At 73.6% G+C, this 24500-nt stretch carries 11 protein-coding genes; all 11 read left to right on the top strand.

Going from position 1 to position 24500, the window contains the following annotated elements:
* Nucleotide 1: 1 nt before the first annotated feature.
* Nucleotides 2-1789, top strand: a complete 1788-nt coding sequence (locus ACH4K1_RS22400) for a fatty acyl-AMP ligase (RefSeq protein ID WP_398091041.1) — start codon at nucleotides 2-4, stop codon at nucleotides 1787-1789.
* Nucleotides 1786-3402: a beta-ketoacyl synthase N-terminal-like domain-containing protein gene (locus ACH4K1_RS22395; RefSeq protein WP_398091040.1), complete on the top strand. Its 1617-nt coding sequence runs from the start codon at nucleotides 1786-1788 to the stop codon at nucleotides 3400-3402. The genes ACH4K1_RS22400 and ACH4K1_RS22395 overlap by 4 nt, the downstream gene beginning before the upstream one ends.
* A 14-nt stretch (nucleotides 3403-3416) precedes the next feature.
* Nucleotides 3417-7439, top strand: a complete 4023-nt coding sequence (locus tag ACH4K1_RS22390; protein WP_398091039.1) for an SDR family NAD(P)-dependent oxidoreductase — start codon at nucleotides 3417-3419, stop codon at nucleotides 7437-7439.
* The gene (locus ACH4K1_RS22385; protein ID WP_398091038.1) at nucleotides 7436-10492 is read left to right on the top strand and encodes a type I polyketide synthase; all 3057 of its coding nucleotides are present in this window, start codon (nucleotides 7436-7438) and stop codon (nucleotides 10490-10492) included. The genes ACH4K1_RS22390 and ACH4K1_RS22385 overlap by 4 nt, the downstream gene beginning before the upstream one ends.
* Nucleotides 10493-10570: 78 nt before the next feature.
* Nucleotides 10571-12142, top strand: a complete 1572-nt coding sequence (locus ACH4K1_RS22380; protein WP_398091037.1) for an MFS transporter — start codon at nucleotides 10571-10573, stop codon at nucleotides 12140-12142.
* A gap of 359 nt (nucleotides 12143-12501) precedes the next feature.
* Nucleotides 12502-12987: a response regulator transcription factor gene (locus ACH4K1_RS22375; RefSeq protein WP_398091036.1), complete on the top strand. Its 486-nt coding sequence runs from the start codon at nucleotides 12502-12504 to the stop codon at nucleotides 12985-12987.
* 231 nt (nucleotides 12988-13218) lie between these two features.
* Nucleotides 13219-16698 carry an amino acid adenylation domain-containing protein gene (locus ACH4K1_RS22370; RefSeq protein WP_398091035.1) on the top strand — a complete coding sequence of 1160 codons (3480 nt, stop codon included), beginning with the start codon at nucleotides 13219-13221 and terminating at the stop codon, nucleotides 16696-16698.
* A complete protein-coding gene (locus tag ACH4K1_RS22365; protein WP_398091034.1) occupies nucleotides 16695-20729 on the top strand; it encodes an amino acid adenylation domain-containing protein in 4035 nt (1344 codons plus the stop codon). The genes ACH4K1_RS22370 and ACH4K1_RS22365 overlap by 4 nt, the downstream gene beginning before the upstream one ends.
* Nucleotides 20726-22441 carry a condensation domain-containing protein gene (locus tag ACH4K1_RS22360; RefSeq protein WP_398091033.1) on the top strand — a complete coding sequence of 572 codons (1716 nt, stop codon included), beginning with the start codon at nucleotides 20726-20728 and terminating at the stop codon, nucleotides 22439-22441. The genes ACH4K1_RS22365 and ACH4K1_RS22360 overlap by 4 nt, the downstream gene beginning before the upstream one ends.
* Complete coding sequence (locus ACH4K1_RS22355; RefSeq protein ID WP_398091032.1) at nucleotides 22438-23238, top strand: thioesterase II family protein; 801 nt, start codon at nucleotides 22438-22440, stop codon at nucleotides 23236-23238. The genes ACH4K1_RS22360 and ACH4K1_RS22355 overlap by 4 nt, the downstream gene beginning before the upstream one ends.
* On the top strand, nucleotides 23235-24479 hold the full coding sequence (locus tag ACH4K1_RS22350) for an SURF1 family cytochrome oxidase biogenesis protein (protein WP_398091031.1): 1245 nt from the start codon (nucleotides 23235-23237) through the stop codon (nucleotides 24477-24479). Before ACH4K1_RS22355 ends, ACH4K1_RS22350 begins: the two co-directional genes overlap by 4 nt.
* Nucleotides 24480-24500: the final 21 nt, after the last annotated feature.

Below are 24500 nucleotides of genomic sequence, written 5' to 3'. Positions count from 1 at the left end.
CATGTATGCGTGTACCTCACCGCGGCCGCCCGGCCTGGCCGCGGCCGTACGCGAGTGGGCCCGGCACCGTCCGGGGGCCACGGCGCTGACCTTCGTGGACCACTCGACGGACCGTTCCGGTGTGACCACCGAGCTGACCTACGGCGAGCTCGACGCCCGCGCCCAGGCCGTCGCGGGCGCGCTCGTCCGCGGCTGCGCACCGGGCGACCGGGCCGCGATCCTGTGCCCGCACACCGCGGACTACGTCGTCGCGCTGCTCGGCTGCCTCTACAGCGGAGTGATCGCCGTGCCGCTGTACGCACCGGAGGCGTTCCGCACGGACGAGCGGCTGCGGCTGGCCATGGCGGACTGCGCACCCGCCGTCGTCCTGACCACCTCGCCGCACGCCCGGCCGGTGCACGAGCTCCTGGCGCGGGCGGCCGGGACCTCGGAGCCGCCTTCGGTGCTGTGCGTGGACACGGTCGAACCGGGGCCGCGGCAGCGGGTGATCCCGGCCGAGGCCGACCACCCGCACGACATCGCGTATCTGCAGTACACCTCGGGGTCGACCCGTGACCCGGCGGGCGTCCAGGTCACCCACCGCAATCTGGCCGTCGGCGCCGAACAGCTGCGGGCCGGGCTCGGCATCGGAGCGGACGCCCGGATCGCCGGCTGGCTGCCGTTCTTCCATGACATGGGGCTGCTGCTGATGCTGGCGGTTCCCCTGACCAGCGGCGTCCCCGCGGTGCTGATGCCGCCCTTCTCGTTCGTGCAGCGGCCGGTGCGCTGGCTGACCGCGATCGGCGAGCACCGGGCCACCCATACCGTGTCGCCGAACTTCGGCCTGGACCTGTGCGTCGACCGGATTCCGGCGCGCGCGAGGGCCGGTCTCGATCTGTCGTCGCTGCGCACCCTCGTCAACGGCTCGGAGCCGGTACGGGCCGCCAGCCTGGACCGGTTCAGCGCCGCGTTCGGCCCCTTCGGATTCCGGCCCGAGGCCCACAGCCCGGGTTACGGACTGGCCGAGGCGACGCTCGCCGTCACCCTGGGCGGCCCGTCCGAGCCGACCGTTCTGACCCTGGACCGGGCCGAGTTGGCGCAGGACCGGGTGCGCGTCCTGGCCGAGGGCGCCCCGGACGGATACCGCGTGGTGAGCTGCGGGACACCGGCCGGCCAGGAGGTCCGGATCGTCGCGCCCGGCACCGGGGCGACGGTGTCCGAGGGCCGGACGGGCGAGGTCCGGGTGCGCGGGGCCAATGTGTGCGCGGGGTACTGGCGCCGCCCCGAGCGGACGGCCGAGGTGTTCGCGGCGGGCGACCCCGCCGATCCGGACGGCCGCTGGCTGCGCACCGGCGACCTCGGTTTCCTGTGGGACGGGGAGCTGTATCTGACGGGCCGGCTGAAGGATCTGATCATCGTCGAGGGCCGCAACCACCATCCGTCGGACCTGGAGCAGACCGCCCAGGAGGCCAGTTCGGCGGTGCGGCGGGGCCATGTAGCCGCGTTCTCGACCGGATCGCCGGAGGAGGAGGGCGAACGGGCGGTGATCGTTGCCGAGTTGGAGCGCCGCTGCACGGATGCGGAACGGGAGGCGGTGCGCGCCGCGATCCGTGCGACCGTCGTCGCCCGGCACTCCCTGGACCCACGGGACGTGGTGCTGGTCCGGCGCGGCGCCCTGTCCAAGACCACCAGCGGGAAGATCCGCCGGGCGCACTGCCGGGACCGGTATCTGGCGGGAACGTTCGACGCACCGGTCCCGTCCGCCGCCACCGCCTCGGCCGCCGTGCCGGACGGGGCGGCGGCCCGGTGAAGGACGCGGTGCACCATCTGCTCGTCGAGCGGGCCGCCGCACGCGGCGGTCTGCCCCTCGAACGCGTCGACCTGGACGCGCCGTTCGACACGTACGGCTTCACCTCCGTCGACGCGGTGGCGCTCTCGGCAGAGCTGGAGGATCTGCTCGACCGGGACCTGCCGCCGACCGTGCTCTGGCAGTACCCCACCATCCGTGAGCTGACGGACTTCCTCACCGGCGATCCGGCGCGCCCGCCCGCAGGGCCCGTGGAGGCGGCCTCCGGGGCCGGTGCGGCGGGCGGCCCGTACGGTGACACGGATCTGGCGATCGTCGGACTCGGCTGCCGGCTGCCCGGCGGTGTCGGCACCCCGGCCGGGCTCTGGGAGCTGCTGCGCTCCGGCGTCGACGCGGTGGGCACCGTCCCGGACGGACGGTGGGACGCCTACCGCCGCCTGTCGCCCGGCCACGCGGCTGCCGTCGACCGGACGCCCCGGCACGGCTCGTTCCTGGACGAGGACCAACTGACCGGTTTCGACGCGGACTTCTTCGGCATATCACCGGCCGAGGCGGCTGCGATGGACCCTCAGCAGCGGATCCTCCTGGAGGTCGCCTGGGAGGCGCTGGAGCACGCGGGGCTGCCGGCCGACCGCCCGGCCGCCGACCGTACCGGTGTGTACGTGGGCGCGTGCGGCGACGACCACGGCCGGGCCGCGCTGGAGGACCTGCCGTCGATCACGGCGCGCACCGGCACCGGTTCGGCCATGAGCGTCATCGCCAACCGGCTGTCGTACGCGCTGGATCTGCACGGGCCCAGCATGACCGTCGACACCGCCTGCTCGTCGTCGCTCGTGGCGCTGCATCTGGCCCGGCGCGGGCTGCTCTCCGGGGAGTGCGACACCGCGCTGGTCGGCGGCGTCAATCTGCTGCTCTCGCCGGGCGTGACGCTCAACTTCGCGGACGGCGGGGTGCTTTCACCCGGCGGCCGGTGCCGCCCCTTCTCGGCCGCGGCCGACGGTTACGTCCGTGGCGAGGGCTGTCTGGTCGTCGTGGTGCGCAGGCTCGACGACGCGCTGCGCGACGACGACCGGGTGCTCGCCGTGCTGCGCGCCACCGGCACCAACCAGGACGGCCGCTCCAACGGTCTGATGGCGCCGAACCCGGCGGCGCAGGAGGCCCTGATCCGCGAGGTGTGGGCCGATTCCGGGCTCGACCCGGCGGAGGCCGGCTATGTGGAGGCGCACGGCACCGGCACCCCGCTGGGCGATCCGATCGAGGCCTCCGCGCTCGGTGCGGCCCTGGGCGGCGGCAGGTCCGCCGGCTCTCCGCTGCGGATCGGCTCGGTCAAGTCCAACCTGGGCCATCTGGAAGGCGCGGCCGGACTCCTCGGCCTGGCCAAGTGCGTCCTCGCGCTGCACCACGGCCTGATTCCCCCGACCCTGCACCACGACGCACCCAACCCCCTGGTCCCGATGGCCGATGGGGGGCTGTCGGTGGTGGACCGTCCGGTGGCGTGGCCGCCCGGAGGCCGACCGCGTACCGCCGGTGTCAGCTCCTTCGGGTTCGGCGGCGCCAACGCCCATGCGGTGCTCGTCGAAGCCCCGCTCCCCCAGCCGGTGTCGATCCCCGAGTGAGAGTGAACTCCCCCATGGGACATCCAGAGATGCTCTTCGCGCTCTCCGCGCGTTCCCCGGCGGCGCTGCTCGCCGGTGCCGGACGGCTCGCCGACTGGCTCGCCGGGGACGGCGCCGAGGTCCCGCTGGCCGACGTGGCGCACACCCTCGCCGTGCGGCGTACTCATCTCGCCGAGCGGCTGACGGTCCGCGCCGCCGACCGGGGAACGCTGATCCGGCTGCTGCGGGCCGTGGCCGCCGGCGGCCGGCCCGGAGCTCTCGTCGCCCGGGGCGCCGTACGGGACGCCCGGCCGGTCGCCCCGGTGTTCGTCTTCTCGGGGCACGGCTCGCAGTGGGACGGTATGGGTGCGCAACTCCTGGCCGTGGAGCCCGAGTTCGCCACCACGGTGGCCGCGCTCGAAGGGGCGGTGAAGGAGGAGAGCGGCTATGACCTGCGCACGCTCGTCACCGAGGACGGCCTGACCGGCTCCGGCATGGACCGGGTCCAGCCGGCCGTGTACGCCCTCCAGCTCGGCATCGCCGCCGTGCTGCGCGGGCGCGGTATCCGGCCCGCGGCCGTCATCGGGCATTCGATGGGAGAGATCGCTGCGGCCGTGGTCGCGGGTGCGCTGACCCCCGAGGACGGTGCGCGGATCGTGTGCCGGCGCTCACTGCTGATGGAGCGAACAGCCGGTACGGGCGCCACGGCGCTGGTGGAGCTGCCCGCGGCCGAGGCGCGCCGCCGGCTGACCGGCCGCCCGGGGATCTCCGTCGCCGTCCACTCCTCGCCCCGCGCCTGTGTGGTGGCGGGTCGGCCGGACGCCGTGGAACGGTTCGTCGCCGAGTGCCGGGGCGAGGAGCTGCTCGCCCGGCTGGTCCCCGGCGTACGGATCGGGGCGCACAGCCCTCTGGTGGACCCCCTGCTCGGCGAACTCCGCACCTCGCTCGCCGACATCGCCCCCGCGCCCGCCCGGCTGCCCTGTTACGGCACCACGCTGGAGGACCCGAGGGAACGGGCCGCGCTCGACGCCGCGTACTGGGCGGCCAATCTACGGCGGCCGGTCCGGCTGACGGAGGCGGTGCGGGCGGCGGCCGACGACGGGCTGCGGGTATTCCTGGAGGTCTCGCCGCACCCGGTGGTCGCCCAGTCCGTTCTGGAGACCGTACTGGAGGCCGATGCCACGCACGGGGGTCGCAGCACCGTGCTGGGCACGCTCAGCCGGGGTGTCGCCGGGTCCGACGCGCTCGCCGACACCCTCGCCGCCCTGCACTGCGCCGGGGTGACGCTGCCCCGGGCGGCGGCCACGCCGGGACGGCACGCCGAGCTGCCCGGCTACGCCTGGCAGCACCGTACGTTCGACCGCCCCGCCCGCACGCCCGTCGACGCGGCTCCACACCCGTTGCTCGGCCACCACATCGTGGTGCCCGGCACACCGGTGCGTCATCTGTGGCAGAGCCAGGTCTCGCTCGACCGACTGCCGTGGCTCGGCGACCACCGGGTGCAGGGCGCACCGGTCCTCCCCGGCGCCGCGTACGCCGAACTCGCCCTGACAGCCGCCTGCGACGCCTTCGGCGCCCGCCCCGGCGCGGTGCGCGTCGACGGCCTGGAGCTGGTGCGGCTGCTCCCGCTCACCGACCCCGTCACGCTCACCACCACCCTGGAGGAGGACACCGAGGGGTGCGGCGGCACGGTCACCGTCGTCGCGGGCGTCCGCACCGGAGCGGAGCCGACGGTCCTCGCCCGTGCGCGGCTCTCGGTGGACCCGGCGGACCCGGTCCCGGCCGGTTCCGTTCCCTCGTCCGTGCGCTCCGGCGGCGAGGACGGCGTCGAGGTCGCCGCGCATCAGCTGTACGCGGTGCTGCACGCCCTCGGCCAGGAACACGGGCCCGCGTTCGCCGGGGTCGGCGAGGTGCGGGTGGCGGGCGGCGTCGCCACGAGCCGGGTGTCCCGGCCCCCGGCCCTCATCCCCGACAGCCGCTGGCGTTTCCACCCGGCGCTGCTCGACGCCTGTCTGCACGGAGTGGGCGCACTGCTTCCGACCGCCGTGGACGGCACCTTTCTGCCCACCGGCATCGAGCGGATCCGGTTCTTCGGACAGCCGGGCGACACCCTCGTGTGCCGTGCCCGGCTGCTCACCGCCGCCACGGGAGCGCTCCACGCCGACATCGAGATCATGGACACCGAGGGGGCGCCCGTCGCCGAGGTGACCGGCCTGCGGATCGGCCGGGTCGGCGCGGAGGCGCTGCCCGTCGATGTGGAACCCCTGTTCCGGCACGTCCGCTGGGAGCCCGGCCCGGCACCGGAGCCACGGCAGGGCGCCGGGCTCCGGTGGCTCGTCGTGGACGCCGATCCGGACAGTGCGGCGGCCGCCTCGCTGTCGGCCGCCGGGGTCGCGTGCGAGCTGCTGCCTCCGTCGGCGCCTCTGGGGTCCGCCGGGCATGCGGACGGCGTACTCCTCGTCGCGGGTGCGGCACCGGACGTACCGGCCGACGTACCCCGTGGCGCGGAGCGGCAGGTGGACATCGCGCTGCGGCTCGCCGCCGGTCTGCTGCTCCGCGCCGAGGAGACCGGCGCGCCGCCCCCGCCCCTGACCGTTCTCACCGTGCGCGCCCAGCAGGTGCGCCCCGACGAGGAGCCGGACCCGGAGCAGGCGGCGCTGCGCGGGGTCGTCCGCACGCTGTGCCAGGAGCGCCCCGAACTGCGGGCGCGCAGCGTGGACCTGGCGGGTCCCGGTCCGGTGCCCGTCGACGAGATCCTCGACCGGGACGGGCCCGACGAGGTGGTCCTGCGCGACGGGCGGCGGCTGGTGGCGCGCCTGACCGCCGGGCCGCCGACGGCCACTGGGGGCGGCACCGGCGGCGCGGCACACGGGCGCGGCCGGCCGGTCGTCCGGCCCGGCGGCGGCTATCTCGTCACCGGCGGGACCCGGGGCCTCGGTCTGGCCACCGCGCGCTGGCTCGCCGAGGGCGGCGCGGGCGCTCTGGTCCTGGGCGGCCGGGGGGTCGTCGGCCCCGACGCCGCCGAGGAGCTGGAGCGCATCCGGTCGCTGGGCGCGCACGTCGAACTCGTCCGCGGGGACGTGGCGCAGCCGGGTACCGCCGAGCGGATGATCGACGCCCTGGCGGCCACGGGGGTGCGGCTGCGCGGGGTGGTGCACACGGCGGCCGTACTGGAGGACGCGGCGGTGACGGCGGACGACGACGGCCGGCTGCACCGGGTGTGGGCGCCGAAGGCCGACGGGGCCTGGCGGCTGCACGAGGCCACGGTGGACGCCGGCCTGGACTGGTGGCTCGGGTTCTCCTCACTGGCCGCCCTGGTCGGCTCCCCCGGGCAGGCCGAGTACGCGGCGGCCAACGCCTTCCTCGACTCCGTGGTCGCCGTGCGCCGCGCCCGCGGTCTGCCCGCGCTGACCGTCAACTGGGGGCCGTGGGGCGGCGTCGGCGCGGTGCGGGACCGGGACATCGCCGGTCTGGGGAAGCTGACCGTGCGCGAGGGCTTCGCCGCGTTGGAGCGCCTGCTCGCCACCGGTGCGGGCCGGGCGGGCGTGGCCCGGCTGACCGACCGCGCGTTCGCCCGCGCCCACCCGCAGGCGCGCGGTTCCTCGTTCCTGGCCGCGCTGGCCGGCCCGGCCGAAGCCGGGAGCGCCTTCGACGTGGCGGCGCTGGCCGGGATGCCGGACGGGGAGCGTCGTGAGGTCGTGCGGGCCCGGACCCTGCTGAGCGTCGGCCGCGTCCTCGGGTTCTTCGACCACGACCGGATCGACGACCGGCCGCTGGTCCACCTGGGGCTGGACTCGATCACCGCCGTACGCGTCAAGAGCGCGCTGTACGAGGACTTCGGCGTCGAGGTGCCGGTGGCCCGGCTGCTCCAGGGCGTCAGCGCCGTGGAGCTGGCCGAGCAGGTGGCGGACGGGCTCGCCGGCAGCCTCGGCGGTGCCGGTGGGCGTACCGGTGTGCCCTCGGTCGTGCGCGACGCCGAGCGCCGGGGCGCCGCCCGTACCGCGTCGGCCGGCGCGGCCCGGGCGCGGCGACGGAACACTTCGAGGAGGAACCCGTGAACGGCACACCCCCGCACCCCGGGCCGACGCACCCCGGCCCCGATGACGACGGCCCCGGTGAGGCGATCGCCGTCGTCGGAATCGCCGGACGCTTCCCCGGGGCCCGTACCCCGGAGGAGTTCTGGGACCGGCTGGTCGCCGGGCAGGACTGCCTGGACGAGCTGGACGACGAGGAGCTGCTCGCGGCGGGGGTGCCCGCCCCGGTGCTCGCCGGGCGCGGTTACGTACGGCGGTCCGCGTCCCTCGACGGGTTCGACGCCTTCGACGCGGACTTCTTCGGGCTGCCTCCGGCGGTGGCGGCCGCCATGGACCCCCAGCAGCGGCTGTTCCTGGAGGCCTGCTGGCACGCACTGGAGGACGCTGGGCACGACCCGGCCCGCCGGGACGGCGCGGTCGGCGTGTTCGGAGCTCCGTCCTTCAGCGGCTACTTCGGCTACAACCTGCTCTCGCACCACGATCCGCGTACGTTGCTCGGTTCGGGTACGTCACCGGCGCTGATCCACGCCCTGACGCTGACCGACCCGAACTTCTTCGCGACCCGGGTCGCGCACGCGCTGGATCTGCACGGCCCCGCACTGACCGTGCAGACGGCGTGTTCCGGTTCGCTGGTGGCGGTGCATCTGGCGTGTCAGAGCCTGCTGTGCGGGGAGAGCGATGTGGCGCTCGCGGGCGGGATGACGGTGAAGGTGCCGCATCGGGCGGGCTATCTGTACGAGCCCGGTTCGATGATGTCCGCCGACGGGTTCTGCCGCCCCTTCGACGCCGCCGCGAACGGCACCGTGTTCGGCAGCGGCGGTGGGGTGGTCGTGCTCAAGCGCCTGTCCGACGCCCTGGCCGACGGCGACCGGGTCCGGGCGGTCGTGCGCGGTACCGCCGTCAACAACGACGGCTCGCTGAAGATGGGGTTCACCGCGCCCAGTGTCGAGATGCAGGCGGCGGTGGTCGCCGAGGCGCTCGCGGTGGCGGGGGTGCACCCGCACGAGGTCGGCTACGTCGAGGCGCACGGCACGGGCACCGCTCTGGGCGATCCGGTCGAGGTCGCGGCCCTGCGGCAGGCGCTGGACCCGACCGGCGACCGTACGGAGCCCTGTCTGCTCGGGTCGGCGAAGGGGAACATCGGCCATCTGGAAGCGGCGTCCGGCGTCGTCGGGTTGATCAAGACGGTGCTCGCACTGGAGCACCGGACCCTCCCGGCCACCGCCCACTTCACCGCACCGAACCCCGAACTCCACCTGGGCAAGGGCCCCTTCGAGGTGGTCGCCGAGACGCGCGGGTGGACCGGTCCGGGCCCGTTGACGGCCGGGGTGAGTTCGCTGGGCGTCGGCGGCACCAACGCGCACGTGGTCCTGACGGAGGCGCCGGCTCCGCCGCCCCGCCCCGAGTCGGCACAGGCCCGTGCCGCCGTCCCCGTGCTGCTGGTCAGCGCCCGCACTCCCGGGGCGCTGCGGGACGCGGCGGACCGACTGGCCGACGCGCTGACCCCGGGGACGGACCTCGCGGACGTGGCCCACACCCTCGCCGAGGGGCGCAGGGCCTTCCCGTACCGGGCGGCCGTCGCGGCGGACACACCGGAGCGGGCAGTGGAGCTGCTGCGCGCCGACCGTACGGCCGCGCCCGGTCCTCGGCGGCCGCCCGAGCCGGTTCTGCTGCTGCCGGGGCAGGGGGCGCAGTACCTCCGTATGGGCCAGGACCTCCATCGGCGCGGCGGCACCTTCCGGCGTGAGCTGGACCGCTGTGCGGGGCTGTTCGCCGCCGGGACCGGGCAGGACCCGCGGGACGCCCTCTTCGGCGACGACGCGGCGCGTCTGCTGCGTACGGACATCGCTCAGCCCGCTCTGTTCTCCGTGGAGTACGCCCTGGCGCGCACCCTTGAGGAGTACGGGGTCCGGCCGGTGGCGCTGGGCGGGCACAGTGTGGGCGAGTTCACCGCCGCCTGTCTGGCCGGGGTGTTCGAACTCGCCACGGCTGTACGCCTGGTGGCGTCGCGGGGGCGGCTCATGCACTCCGCTCCGGCCGGGACGATGCTGGCGGTCCGTTGCTCGCGGGAGCAGTTGGCCGCGTACCTCGTGGACAGCGCCCTGGAGGTGGCCTCGGTCAACGAGCCGGGGGCCCGCGTGGTCGCCGGCCCCCCGGCCGCGGCCGGGGAGTTCGCGGCGCGTATGACGGCGGCCGGGGTGCAGGTGACGGTGCTGCGCACGCCGCACGCGTTCCACACCGGGGCGATGGACGAGGCGGCGGAACGCTTCGCGGAGTTGGTGGGCCGGTCCGAACTGTCAGCCCCGGCCGTGCCGTTGGTCTCGAACACGACCGGGACCTGGATGACCGCGGCGGAGGCCGTCGATCCGCTGCGCTGGGCACGGCAGATGCGCTCCACCGTGCGCTGGTCCGACTGCGTACACACGCTTCTCGGCGGAGACACGCCGGACGCGGCGGGTCGCTTCCTGGTCGAGGCGGGCCCCGGCCGGACGCTGGCCTCCGCGGCACGCCGCGACTCCGCCTGGTCGCCGGACCACCGCGCGGTGAGCGCCATGCGGCACCGCGACGAGAGGATCGACGACGGCGAGGCGCTGTCCCGCGCCCTGGGCGCACTGTGGGAAGCCGGTACCGACATCGACTGGTCCGGCGCCCGGCACGGGCAGGAGCGCCGGCTGTCGCTGCCGGGCTATCCGTTCCGGCGGGTGCGGCACTGGACGGAGCCCGCCCGTCCGGCGTCCGCGACCACCCTCGACGAGCGATCGGCGACCGACGGGCGCACCGCCCGGGACGCGGGCTCCGGCTCCGGCTCCGGCTCCGAGCCGCGGGTGGCCGGCACGGCGGACGCCGGCGGCTCCACCCGTACGGCTGACCTTCTGGCCGATGTCTGGGCCGAGGTGCTGGGCGTGTCGCAGGTGCTCCCGCACGACGACTTCTTCGAGCTGGGCGGCGATTCGGCCCTGGCGGCGCGCGCCGCCGTGCTGGCGCGGCAGCACGGTCTGGAGTTCGCGCCACAGGTGTTGTTCGAGCATCCGACCGTGCTCCGGCTGGCGGCCAGGATCACCCCGCCCACCACATAACTTGAACATCGCTGTTCAAAATGACGGACCGCTGCTCTATATTAATCCTGACACTGCTGTTCAAGTTAAGGAGTTCCGGTGCACCCGGAGAGTCATGCCCACGCCGACCCGGCCGCGCGGGGCAGCGACCCGCACGACCGGGCGGCCCACCCGGCGCAGGACGAGCCGGGCCCCGCACCCGACCCCCGGCGCTGGCTGATCCTCACGCTGCTGTGCATGGCGCAGTTCATGCTCATCGTCGATGTGACCGTGGTGAACGTCGCCCTTCCCACGATCGGTGGACAACTCGACCTGGGTGCGACCGCGTTGACATGGATCGTCGCCGTCTACACCCTCTTCTTCGGCAGCCTGCTGCTGCTCGGCGGCCGGCTCGGCGACCTCCTCGGCCGACGCAGGATGTTCCTGGCCGGCCTGGTGCTGTTCACCGTGGCCTCGCTGGTGTCCGGCCTCGCCGAGAACGGCGGCACGCTCATCACGGCGCGGGCCGTCCAGGGCATCGGCGCCGCGGCCATGTCCCCCGCCGCCATGGCGCTGATCATGACGGTGTTCCAGGGGCCGGAACGCAACCGCGCGCTCGGCGTCTGGGCCGCGATCGGCGGCACCGGCGCGGCCTTCGGCGTTCTGCTCGGGGGCGTCCTGGTGTCCGGCATCGGCTGGGAGTGGATCTTCTTCGTCAATGTGCCGATCGGCATCGTCGTCCTGGTCGCGGTGCCCGCCCTGGTCAAGGCGGACACGAAGAGCGCCCATGGCCGCGGACACGGCGACGCGGCCGCTCACGGCCATGGGCACGGACACGACCACGGGCACGGCCACGGCGAAGCCCCGTCCGGGATGGATCTGCCCGGCGCGCTGACGATGACGGCCACCCCCGCCCTGCTCATCTTCGGACTCATGCAGGCGCGTGAGCACGGGTTCGGCGATGTGACCGCGTGGCTGCCGCTGCTCGGCTCCGCTCTCGGCGCGGCGTTGTTCGTGGTCGCGGAGCGGCGGGCCGCCACCCCGCTGGTCCGGCTGCCGTTCCTCGCGCGGCGCTCCCTGGTCGGCGGCTGCCTGCTGATGCTCGCCGCGTCCGGCGTGCTGATCTCGGCGTTCTTCCTCTGCTCGCTCTATCTCCAGCACGTCCTCGGCTTCAGCCCGCTGCGCACCGGCCTGATGTTCCTGCCGGTCGCCCTGGCCACCACCGTCGGCGCGCACCTCGGCTCGACCGCCGTGGCCCGGCTCGGCTGGCGGCCGACCGCCGGCGCCGGCATGGCCGTCGCCGTGGCGGGCGCCCTGCTGCTGACCGGCCTGGAGCGGGACGGCAACGCGTGGACCCAGGTCGTTCCCGGTTTCGTCCTGCTCGGGTTCGGACTCGGTGTCGGCTTCATCTGCGCCATCACCAGCGCCATGCACGGCGTCGAGCACAAGGACGCCGGCCTGGGCTCCGGCCTGGTCAACACCTGCCACGAGCTCGGCGCCTCCCTGGGGGTCGCCGTGGTGGCCGCCGTCGCCGGGGCGAGTCTGGACGGCGGTACGGCCCCCTCGATCGACGGCTTCGGCAGTGCGTTCGCCGCCTGCGCGGGCATCGCCGCGGTCGCCGCCGTGGCCGGCCTGACCCTGCTGCCGAAGGGCCGGCCCGACCCTTCGGCCGGGCCCGTGTTCGCACATTGACAGCTTCTTCGGTGTTCATGAGGCAAACCCTCATGAACACCGAAGAACCCGTCGGGACGCCGTGAGCGGCGGACGATAAATGCTTGACTCCCCGAACCACTATGGTCAATAGTAGTTGGAGCCGTGACGGCTGATACTCGCCCGGGGGGGTCACAGTGAAATCAACGCAAAAAGATGCAGACAGCGACTGTCGTAAGGTACTCGTCGTCGATCCTGACAGTTCCTCCAGATCGCTGCTGCGGAGGTTCGCGGAATCCGACACCCGGCCCGACCGCATCATCGCGGTGGCCGCGGCATCCGACATTCCCGTGCATCTCACCGCACCCCCGCTGACACTCCTCATCTCGTCGGGTGCGAGCGTGCGGGATCTGTCCCAGCTCAGCCCGCTGCTCCTCGATCCGAGGACGCATGTCGTCCTCGTCCTGCGCTCCCTGATGCAGGATCAGCTCGACACGGCGCAGTGGGTGCTCGCCAACACGGTCCTCCGCCTGGAGGACCTCCACAGGGCCACACTCGACGAAGTGCTCGGTCAGAGCAGGTGCGGAACCGTCGCGGTGACGCCCGAAGCCCTGCACCAGGTCGTCCAGCTGGCCTCCTCCGCGGCCCGCCACGAGAGCCGGCGTCCGCGACTCACCGAACGTGAGACCGAGACCCTCTGGGGAGTCGCCCAGGGGATGAGCAACCGTCAGATCGCTCGCCGCATGGACATCACCGAGCACGGCGTGAAGCGCCATCTGGCCAACATCATGCGCAAGTTGAAGTGTCCGAACCGCACCTCGGCCGTCGCCGTGGCGTTGCGCAGCGGACTGCTCGAACTCGAGGACGCGGGCAGAGACGCGTCCTGACCGCACTCACGCCGGCCACCCGAGCCCACAGGCAAGGAATATCGAGAAGTGCCCGAATCGAACCTTTCTGAAATTCTCCGTTCCGGAATATCTCTCCGATTCCCCGTCCGACCTTCGGGCACCTGCACAGCACCCGACATTCCGGTTCCGTCTCCGTTCAGCGATCCCGGAGAAGACGCGAACCACCACTCGGACAAAGAATTCTCAGTGGAATGGAATTCCATCGTCCAGATGTCCGGAGAGCGATGTCTCAGCTCGGTAGCGGTTCTTCTGACGGCCGCCGCCGAGGTGCTTCGCCTCTGGTCCAAACAGCCGGAATTCGCGCTGACGCTGGACGCGCCGGCCACCGGGCCCGCCCACGAGCTGACCTTCGATGTACGCCCCGGGGACTCGTTCGCCGTACGTGCGGGCCGCGTCCACCGGCAGCTGGCCGAGCTGCCCGGGTCGCCCGCGGAGACCGGCAGGTCCACGGGGTCCGCCGATGCCTCGCCGGTGACCTGCCACGCCACCGAGCGCGCCGGAGTCCTCACCCTCACCTGGGAGTTCCGCACGGCCGAACTGCCCGCCGGATTCCCCGCCGACGTCGTCTCCGTCTGCACCGAGCTGTTCGAGCGGTTGGCCCACGAGCCGGCGTCCTGGGACACCACGGACCGGCTCCCCCGCGTCCCGCGGTGGCAGATCGCCGAGCGGACCGCCGCCAACAGCACCACCACCGACCACCTCCCCGCCGCCACGCTCTGCGGCCTGGTCGAGGACCGGGCGGCCGCCACCCCCGACGCCGTCGCCGTGCTCGCCGACGACGGACAGCTCACCTACCGCGAGACCGTCGGCCTCGCCCGGCAGCTCGCCCACCGGCTCCTCGCCCTCGGCGCGGTGCCCGGTCAGCTCGTCGGCGTGGTCGTCGACAAGGGCCGCACCCAGGTGCCCGCCGTCCTCGGTGTCACCCTGTCCCGGGCCGCGTATCTGCCGATCGACGCCTCCTGGCCGGCCGCCCGCCGCGCCCAGCTCGTCGACCAGGGCGGCGTCCGCGTCGTCGTCACCACCCCGCACCTCCGCGACACCCTCGAATGGCCCGACGGCATCCGTCTCGTCACGTTCGACGACCCGGAGGTGCGCGAGGCCCCGACCGGCCCGCCGGCCGTCACACCGACCCCCGACGACCTCGCGTACGTGATCTTCACCTCGGGTTCGACCGGCCGGCCCAAGGGCGTGGTCATCGACCACCGGGGTGCCGCCAACACGGTGCAGGACATCAACCACCGGTTCGGCGTGGGGCCCGCCGACCGGGTGCTCGGGCTGTCCTCCCTCAGTTTCGACCTCTCCGTGTACGACGTCTTCGGCACGCTCGCCGCCGGGGCCGCGCTCGTGCTGCCCGCCGCCAACCGGGTCCACGACCCCGCGCACTGGTCGCAGTTGGTGGACCGGCACGGCGTCACCGTGTGGAACTCGGTGCCGGCCCTGCTGCGGCTCTGGCTCGACTCGTCGTCCGCGCCCGCCGAAGCGCCGTTGCGGCTGGTGATGCTCAGTGGCGACTGGATCCCCGTCTCCCTGCCCGACGCGCTGCGCACCCCGTACCCGGACGCCCGGGTCATCAGTCTGGGGGGCGCCACCGAGGCGTCCATCTGGTCGGTCCACCACCCGGTCGAGGACGTCCCGGCCTCCTGGCACCGCATCCCGTACGGCAAGCCGCTCGCCAACCAGACGCTGCACGTGCTGGACCACCGGATGGACCCGTGCCCCGTCGGGACCACCGGGGAGATCTGCATCGGCGGCATCGGCGTCGCCAAGGGCTACTGGGCCGACCCGGTCCGTACCGCCGAACGGTTCGTGGTCCACCCGACCACCGGCGAGACGCTGTACCGCACCGGCGACCTGGGGCGCTATCTGACGGGCGGGGACATCGAGTTCCTCGGCCGGGAGGACAGCCAGGTCAAGGTCAACGGCTACCGCATCGAGCTCGACGAGATCAGCGCCGTCCTGCGCCGCCAGTCCGGCGTGCGCGAGGCGCTGCTCACGGTCGACGCCAACCCGGCCACCGGCCGGGGCCAGCTCGTCGCCTATGTGGTGCCGGAGGACGACGGCCGTGCCGGTCCGGCCCCGGACGGTGCACCGGGCGGCGACGCCTGGCCGGCCGCCCTCGAAGCGGCCCACTCCGAACTGCACCGCGCCGCCACCGAACTCGCCCCGGCCGTGACCACGTTCCGCGCGCTGTGGAAGAGTCTCGAAGACCTCGCACCGTCCGTGATGGCCCGCACCTTCGCGCAGCTCGGCTGCTTCACCGAGCCGGGCGCGACGGCCACCGTCGACGAGGCCGTGGCCACCGGTGGCGTACGCCCCCTCTACCGCGGGCTGCTCGCCCAGTGGGCGGCGGTCCTCGCCCGGCAGGGTGTCCTGACCGCCACCGGGCGGCCCGGTGAGTACCGCGCCGACCGCGCCCTCGACGCCGCCGTGCTGGACAGCGAGATCGAGACCGTCCTGAGCGCCCTGGGCGCCGAGGGCTCCGACGAGGTGCTGCTCGACTACTTCACCTCCTGCATCGAGCGTCAACTCCCACTGCTGCGCGGCACGGTCCGCCCGCTGCAGCTCCTGCTCCCGGACGGGGACTGGCGGGTCACCGAGGCGCTGTACGCGACCAATCCCGCGGCCCGGCTGCAGAACAGAATCGCCGCCCGGGCGGTACGCGCCTTCGTGGACGCGGCTCCGGCCGACCGCACGGTCCGCATCCTGGAGGTGGGCGCGGGCACCGGCTCGACCGCCGACACGATCCTGCCCGCGCTGCCCGCCGACCGTGTCGCCTATCGCTTCACCGATCTGTCGACCGCCTTCACCGAGCAGGCGAGGAAGCGCTACCGGGACGCCCATCCCTTCGTCGACTACGGCCTGTTCGACATCGACAAGGACCCGGCCGGCCAGGGTCTCGCGCCCGGCAGCGTCGACGTCCTCGTCGCGGCCAATGTGCTGCACGACGCCAAGCACCTGGACCGCACCCTGGCACGGCTGCGGGAACTGCTGGCCCCCGGCGGACTGTTGGTGCAGATCGAGGGCACGGTCAACTCCCCCCTCAACATGATCAGTTTCGCCTTCCTGGAAGGCTTCGGGAACTACCAGGACCAGCGCGAGGCCACCCTCCTGTCGGTGCCCGAGTGGCAGGCGCACCTGACCCGGGCCGGCTTCACCCGCTTCGCCCCGGTCCCCGAGGGCGAGCCCGCCGTCGACGCGCTGATCCAGCACGTGCTGCTCGCCGGTACGTCCGAGGGATCCACGGCCGACGAGGGCCATGGCCCCCGGCCCCTCGACACCGCCGCCCTCGCCACCGCGCTGGGCCGGCTGCTGCCCGACTACATGGTGCCGCACCACTTCCTGCTCCTCGACGAGGTGCCGCTGAGCGCCAACGGCAAGGTCGACCGGTCGGCCCTGCCGTCCCCCTGGCGGGAGCAGGAAGAGCAGGACCTGACCCTGCCGCTGTCCGAGCTGGAGCAGCGGCTGCACACGATCTGGTCCGACACGCTCGGCCACGGCGACTTCGGCACGGAGACGAACTTCTTCGACCTCGGCGGCGACTCCCTGCACGCGGTGCGCATCGCGGGCCGGTTCCGCACGGACCTCGGCATCGAGAAGGACGGCAGCGAGGCCATCGACATGCTCTTCGAAGCGCCGACGATCAAGGAGCTGGCGGTACTCCTCTCCCGTGAGGCGGGGGCGCGGGGATGAGCACGTACGAGCCGTTCCCCCTGACCCCTCTCCAGGAGGGCTATCTGGTCGGCATGTCCCGCATGGTCGAGCTGGGCGGCTTCCATCCCAGCTATTACGCCGAGTTCGACCTGGTGGACCTCGACCTCGACCGGGCCCGGCAGGCCCTCGCCGTCCTGGTGCGCCGCCACGGCCATCTGCGCGTCGTCATCGACACGGACACCGGCAGCCAGCGCGTCCTTCCCGAGGCGGAGACCACCCGGCTGCCGTTCCGGACGACCGATCTGACCGCGCTGAGCGAGCAGGACCAGCAGGCCGCCCTGTTCGCCACCCGCGAGCGGATGTGCCGGGAGGGTGTGGACCCGTCCTGCTGGCCGCTGTTCGAGGTCGTCGTCCAGCGCGTGCGGAAGCGGCGGTTCCGGGCGCACATCGCCATGAGCCTGCTGCTCCTGGACGGGCGCGGCATCCGCCGCGTCGTGGACGAGTGGCGGACGTACTACCACGATCCCTCAGCCGGTCTTCCGGTCCCGGACACCACGTACCGGGACTGCCGCCTCGCCCTCCAGGCGTACGAGAGCACCCCGGCCTACCAGGAGCAGTGGCGGTACTGGGAGGAACGGCTCGACACGCTGCCCGAGGGGCCCCGGCTGCCGCTCGCGGTGCAGCCGTCGGCCATCGCATCGGTGCGTTTCCGGCGTCGCACCCACCACCTCACCCAGGACCGGTGGCGGCGGCTGACCGCCACGTTCCGCGAGCACCGCGTCCTGCCCACCACGGGATTGCTGCACGTCTTCGCCGAAGTGCTGGGCGCCTGGGCGGAGTCACCGCGCTTCAGCCTGAACATGCTGCACCAGAACTGGGCGGCCTCCCGCCCGGACATGGCCGATGTCGTCGGGCAGTTCGGGGCCACGCTTCCGCTGGCCGTGGACCTCGGCGGCCCCGCCGGCTTCTGGGAGCGCGCGGGGGCCCTCCAGCGGCAGGTCGTGCGGGACCTGCGGAACGCGGACGTGGCCGGGGTACGGATCACCCGCGAGCTGACGGCCCGGCGCGGCTGGACCTCGCGGGCCGCGCTGCCCTACGTCTTCACCAGCATGCTCGGCCCGGGTACGGCGGTCGGCTCGGGCGCGGCCGGAACCGAAGCCTCGGGCAGGCTCGCGTGCCGCGAGGTCCACAGCGATCTGCGCACCCCGCAGGTCCTGATCGACAACCAACTGCACGACGGGGCCGCCGGTGGGGTCGACTGTGTGTGGGACGTCGTCGACGAAGCCTTCCCGCCGGGCCTCGCGGACCTGATGTTCGACGCGTACGCCGACATGCTCGACCTGCTCTCCGGCCCCGGAGCGGGCTCGCGCGAACCGGATCCGGTGCCCGCGGCGCACCGCTCGGTGATCGCGGCCCTCAACACCGCCGGGCCGCCGCCGGCGGAGCGTCTGGAGGACGGCTTCCTGCGCAGCGCCGCCCGGACGCCGGAGGCGGTCGCGGTCATGAGCCCGCACCGCACGCTCACGTACGGGGAGTTGGAGGTCGCCTCGCGGGCGGTGGCGAACCGGCTGCGCTCCTCGGGCATCGGCCGCGAGGACGTCGTCCCCGTCGTCATGGCCAAGGGCTGGGAGCAGGTGGTGGGGGTCCTCGGCGTGCTGCGGGCCGGTGCCGCGTACTGCCCGGTGGACGCGGGGCTCCCGGCCGAGCGGATCGCCGAGCTCCTGGACAGCTGCTCCGCCCGCGCGGTCCTGGTGCAGACGCACACCGCGCCCGGTGCCGGGGCCCTGGGCGACCGGCCGCTGCTGGCCGTTTCCGAGGTGGGCACGGAGCCGGACGGTTCCCTTCCGACGGCGGCCGGCCCGGCGGGTACGCCCGAGGATCTCGCGTACATCATCTACACCTCGGGCTCCACGGGCCGGCCCAAGGGCGTCATGATCGAGCACCGGGCGGCGGTCAACACGCTTCTCGACGTCAACGAGCGCGTGGCCCTCACCCCCTCGGACCGGGTCTTCGGCATCTCGTCGCTGAGCTTCGACCTGTCGGTGTGGGACGTGTTCGGCACGCTCGCCGCCGGAGCGGCCCTGGTCCTGCCCGCGGCGACGTCCCGGCCCGACCCGGTGGGCTGGGCCGCTCGCGCGGCCGACTGCGGGGCCACGGTGTGGAACTCCGTGCCGGCGCTCGCCCAGATGCTGGCCGAGGCCACCGAGCCCGGCGCCGCACCGCCCGTCCGGGCCTTCCTGATGAGCGGCGACTGGATCCCCACCACCCTGCCGGACCTGCTGCGCTCGCGCTGGCCCGACGTCCGTCTGATCGCGATGGGCGGGGCGACCGAGGCGTCCGTCTGGTCCAACATCCACGAGATCGACGAGGTCGACCCGGCCTGGCCGAGCATCCCCTACGGTGTGCCGCTGCGGAACCAGACCATGCGGGTGCTCGACCACCGTCTCGGGCTCTGCCCGCCCTGGGCCGTGGGCCGTATCCACATCGGCGGCTCCGGACTGAGCAGGGGCTACTGGGCGGACGAGGAGCGGACCGCCGAACGGTACTTCCACCACCCGGACACCGGTGAGCGGCTCTACTGGACCGGCGACCTCGGCTGCTACCGGCCGGACGGCACCATCGAGTTCCTGGGCCGTGAGGACCGCCAGCTCAAGATCCAGGGGTTCCGGGTGGAACCGGGCGAGGTCGAGGCGGCCGCCCGTGAACACCCGGCGGTCCGCGAATGCGTGGTCGACGGCGCACAGGCCCCTGGCGGGCAGCGGCGGCTGGTCGCCCTGGTCGTGCCGGACGACGGCGCGGCGCTCGACGACCGGACCGTACGCGCCCATCTGCGGTCCCGGCTCCCCCACTACCTCGTCCCCGCGCAGGTGCACCTGCTCCCCCGGCTTCCGCTGACGCCCAACGGCAAGGTGGACGTGGCGAGCGCGCTCGCCGACATCGCCGCCCGGGAACGGATGCGGCCTGCCGTGCCGGAGGCGGCCGGTAGTGCCGACGCCACCGGGCTCCTCGCCCGGCTGGGTGCGCTGTGGACCGAGTTGCTCGGGCTCCCGGCGGTCGGCCCCGACGACGACTTCTTCTCGCTCGGCGGCAATTCCCTCCTCGCCCTGCGACTGGTCAACCGCGTCCAGGCCGATCTCGGAGTGGAGCTGCCGTTCGGCCAGGTCTTCGAGGCGCCGACCCTGCGGGCGCTCGCCGCGCGGATCGGGGAGCACGAGCCCGGCCGAACGGCGACCTGCCGCGTGACCCTGTCCTCCGGTGCTGAACAGCCTTCCGGCGAGCAGGAGTTGTTCCTCTTCCATCCGGTCGGCGGCTCCGTCACCAGCTACACCGCGCTGGCCCGGCACTGGCCGGGCCCGGTCCACGCGTTCCAGAGCCGGGCCCTCGCCGAGGGGACGCCGACGGCAGGCGACCCGGACCTGGAGACGATGGCGGCGGCGTATCTGGCGGAGATCCAGCAGCTGCGGCCGAAAGGCCCGTACGCTCTCGGTGGCTGGTCCATGGGCGGAGTCATCGCGTACGAGGTGGCGCGCCTGCTCACCGGACAGGGCCACCAGGCAGCGCTGTTCATGATCGACAGCGATCTCACCGAGGACCGTACGGCGAGGTCCGAGGCCGACCGGCACGCGGAGTTCCTCCGCGACCTGGCCGGCGGGCGGCTCCCCGCCGACGCCCGCGAAGCGCTCCGGGCCGCCCCCGCCGGGCAGCTCATGGAGGCGGGCACCGCGGCAGCCGTCCGGCACGGCTGGCTGCCGGCCGAAACCGGCGTACAGCAGTACGCGTTGCTCATGCGGGTGCACGCCCACAACCTCGACGTACTGAACGCCTACCGGCCGGAGAAGTGCGAGGTGCCCGCCCTCCTCCTGGTCGCCGACCGGGTCGAGCGGCCGGACCCGGTGGCCGCCTGGCGGGACCTGTGCCCCGGTATCGAGGCGGAGGTCTGGCCCCACGATCACTACGCGATCGTCGGACCCGACGTACTCCCGGCGATCGCCGAACGGGCCGCCGCATGGCTCGGCACCCGTAGTCCGGCCGATTCCGGCACCACCCAGGGCCCTCAGGAGGGGAGATGACCCAGATGATCGGCATGTCCAAGGACGACGTACGGCACGCCGCGGCCGAAGTGCTCGGGGTGGACGCCGCATCGGTTCCGGACGGCGCCAACCTGATCAAGCACGGGATGGACTCGCTGCGCATGATGCGGCTGGCCGGCGGCTGGCGGCGCGCGGGCGCTTCCGTGACCTTCCGTCAACTGGCGGAACAGCCCACGGTGGACGCCTGGTTCGCGCTCCTCACCGCATCCGGCGCCGCAGCGGCACCGGTCGCGACGGAAGCAAAGGGGGACGCGGCGGAGGCGGCACCGGCCCGGAAACCTGCCCGGCCCACCACCGAAGACTCCGAGGCTCCGTTCGCCCTCACTCCGGTGCAGCGGGCCTACTGGATCGGCCGCCGCCCGGAGATGCCCCTGGGCGGTGTCGGCTGCCACGCCTTCCTGGAGTTCGACGGCAGCGGAGTCGACCCGGTGCGGCTGGACCTGGCGGTACGCCGGGTCATCGCCCGGCACGGCATGCTCCGGGCGCGGTTCCTCGACGACGGCCGCCAGCAGATCCTCGCCGAGAGCCCGTGGCCGGGACTGACCGTCCATGACGTCACCGACGCCGGCCCGGACAAGGCGGAGCAGCACCTCGCCGATGTGCGCGCCCGGCTCTCGCACCGCGTGTTCGACGTCGCGGCGGGCGAGGTGGTGGACGTGCAGCTGTCGCTGCTGCCCGGCTCCCGCACCCGTATCCACTTCGGCATCGACCTGCTGGTGGCGGACGTGGCCAGCATCGAACTCGTCCTGGCCGATCTCGTGACGGCCTATCGCGACCCGGCGGACCTCGCGCCCGCCCCCGGGTACGGCTTTCCCCGCTATCTGGACGACTACCGCGACTGGTGCGGCGCCCCGGCCGAGGCGGGCAGCCCGCTCGCGGCCGCCCGGGCGTACTGGCGCGAGCGGATTCCCGCACTGCCGGCGTCGGGGCCCGCGCTGCCCCTGGCCACCCGGCCGGAGGACATCACCGCTCCGGTGTTCTCGCGGCGCGCCTTCACTCTGCCCACGGCGGCGTGGGAGCACATCGTCGGCCGGGCACGGGAGTTCGGCCTGACGCCGGCCGTGGTGCTCGCGACCGCGTACGCGGAGGTGCTCGGGGCCTGGAGCGAGGAGGACCGCTTCCTTCTCAACGTACCGCTGTTCGACCGGCAGCCGCTCGCCCCCGAAGTGGGCGGTCTGGTGGCTGACTTCACCAGTCTGATCCTGCTCAGCGTCGATGTGGGCCGGCCCGTCCCCTTCGCGGAGAGGGCGCTGGATCTTCAGCGCCAGCTCCACGACAACGCCTCGCACGCCCAGTACTCCACACTGAGCGTGCTCCAGGACCTGCGCAGAGCCCACGGCGGCAGGAGGACGGCCGCGCCCGTGGTGTTCGCGTGCAATCTCGGCTCCGCGTTCGTGCCGCCGGAGATGCGCGACGAGCTCGGCTCATGGAGCTGGATGATCTCCCAGACCCCGCAGGTCTGGCTGGACCACCAGGTCTACCGGACCGACGACGGCGTGGTCCTCGCCTGGGACGCGGTCGACGAGCTCTTCCCGGACGGGCTGATGGACACCATGCTCCGTGCCTACGAGGACCTGCTGCTGCGTCTGGCGGACGACGCTCCGGCCGGGCGGCCGGACACCACCGCAACCGCCTCCGTCGGCTGGCTCCGGCCGGCCGCCGTGACCACCGACCGGAAGGCCGGCGCATGAGCGCGCCCGGCGGGCCGGGCGGGCCCGGGCCGGACGGCGCCCGTTGGTTCCGCCGTTTCCGTACGCCGGAGAGCGCCGCGTCCCGGCTGGTCTGTTTCCCGCACGCGGGCGGCTCCGCGAGCTTCTACTTCCCGTTCGCCCGGGCGCTCGCACCGGACATCGAGGTCCTCGCCGCGCAGTACCCCGGTCGTCAGGACCGCAGCCGGGAGCCCGGCATCGACGATGTGGCCGTCCTCGCGGACGGGGCGGCCGCGGCTCTCCTGCCGCTCCTGGACGACCGGCCGACGGCCCTGTTCGGGCACAGCATGGGCGCCACGGTCGGCTACGAGGTGGCCCGCCGTCTGGAGCGGGCGGGGGCCCGCCCCGAGCTGCTGTTCGCGTCCGGCCGCCGGGCGCCCTGCCGGCACCGCCCCGAGTCCGTCCATCTCCAGGACGACGAGGGGCTGGCGAACCACATCCGGCGACTCGGCGGCACCGACGGGGAACTGCTCTCGGACCCCGATCTCCTGCGGATGATCCTGCCCGGCGTGCGCGTCGACTACCGGGCGATAGAGACCTACCGACACCGACCCGGCACCGAACTCAGCTGCCCTATAGCCGTGTTGACCGGTTCGGACGATCCCGTGGTGAGCGTCGACGAAGCCGTCGACTGGAGTCGCCACACCACCCGCGGCCACACCCTCGACGTGTTCCCCGGCGGTCACTTCTTCCTCAACGATGTACGGGACGAAGTCGTCGCGCTGGTCGCCGACCGCATGGCCGACCGACTGAGCACCAAGGAAACCTCTCCCCCGTGAACCGCTCGCTGCGCACGCCCCGTTGGTGGGGCATCCACCTCTTCACCGTCCTGGCCGTACCGTTCTGCGTTCTGATGGGCCTGTGGCAGCTGGAGAGGTTCTCGGCACGAACCGAGGCCGACCGCGCGTACCAGGAGGCCCGTACCGACAGAACGGCCGGCCCGCTCACGGAGCTGCTGCCGGTCAGCACGGACACCGTGGGACGGCGGGCCACCGTGCGCGGCCGCTACGACCCCGAAGCGGAGTTCCAGGTCCCGGACCGCCGGGTGGACGGCCAGGACGCCTTCTACGTCCTGACCCTGTTCCGTACGGACGGCGGCCGGGCACTGCCCGTCGTACGCGGCTGGCTCCCCGCCGGAACCCCGAGCGCGTCAATCCCGCCCCCACCCCGGGGCCGCACCACGGTGACCGGCGCTCTCCAGGCGTCGGAGAATCAGCGCACCAGGGGTACGCGGGCGGGCGGCCTCCCCGAGGGCCGGATCGGTGTCATCAGCGCGGCCACCTTCGTCAGCCTCATGCCGAACGAACCGCGTCCGCCCCATGACGCCTGGATCACGGTCCAGGAGCCGACCGGCCCGTTGCGCGCGGTGCCCCCGGTCGTCCCGGAGGGCGCGGGCCTCGATCTGAAGGCGTTCCAGAACCTCGGCTACACCGGGGAGTGGTTCGTGTTCGCGGGCTTCGTCGTGTTCATGTGGTTCCGGCTGCGCCGCCGGGAACTGGAGCAGATTCCCGAGGCCCGCACGCCCGGCCCCGTACCGGCACCACCGTCACGGACTCCGACTCCAACTCCGTCACCGACTCCGTCGCCATCACCGTCGCTGCCGCCGGATCCCGTGCCCGTGGCGCTGTCCCGGCCGGTCGCCGGCTCCGGTCCCGGCGAGGACGCCCGAAAGGACCGGATCCTCAAGGTCGTGGGCGGTGTCCTCGCCGCCGTGTTCGTCGGCTTCCTCGCCTGGAGCGGCACCGCGTACCTCACCGGCCAGAACTACAGCGGCGAACTGATCACCTTCGAAGTGGTCTCGCCCGAGGCCGTCGACGCACGCCTGTCGGTACGCAAGAACACGGACGCCGTGATCGTGTGCACCCTGCGGGCGCTGTCGGAACAGGGCCGGGAAGTCAGCCGGGTGGACGTGCGGTTCCCCGACCGGGAGAAGGATGTGGACCGCCGGGTCAGGGTCCGTACGACCGACCGGGCCACCGCGCTCGAACTCGTCGGCTGCCAGGACGCGAAAGCGGGCTAGCTCCTGCCCCCCCCCTGCACC

This window comes from Streptomyces sp. NPDC017448, assembly GCF_044330565.1.
Classification (GTDB): domain Bacteria; phylum Actinomycetota; class Actinomycetes; order Streptomycetales; family Streptomycetaceae; genus Streptomyces.
Note: the sequence above shows the minus strand (reverse complement) of the source record. Positions and strands in the feature narration are given on the sequence as shown.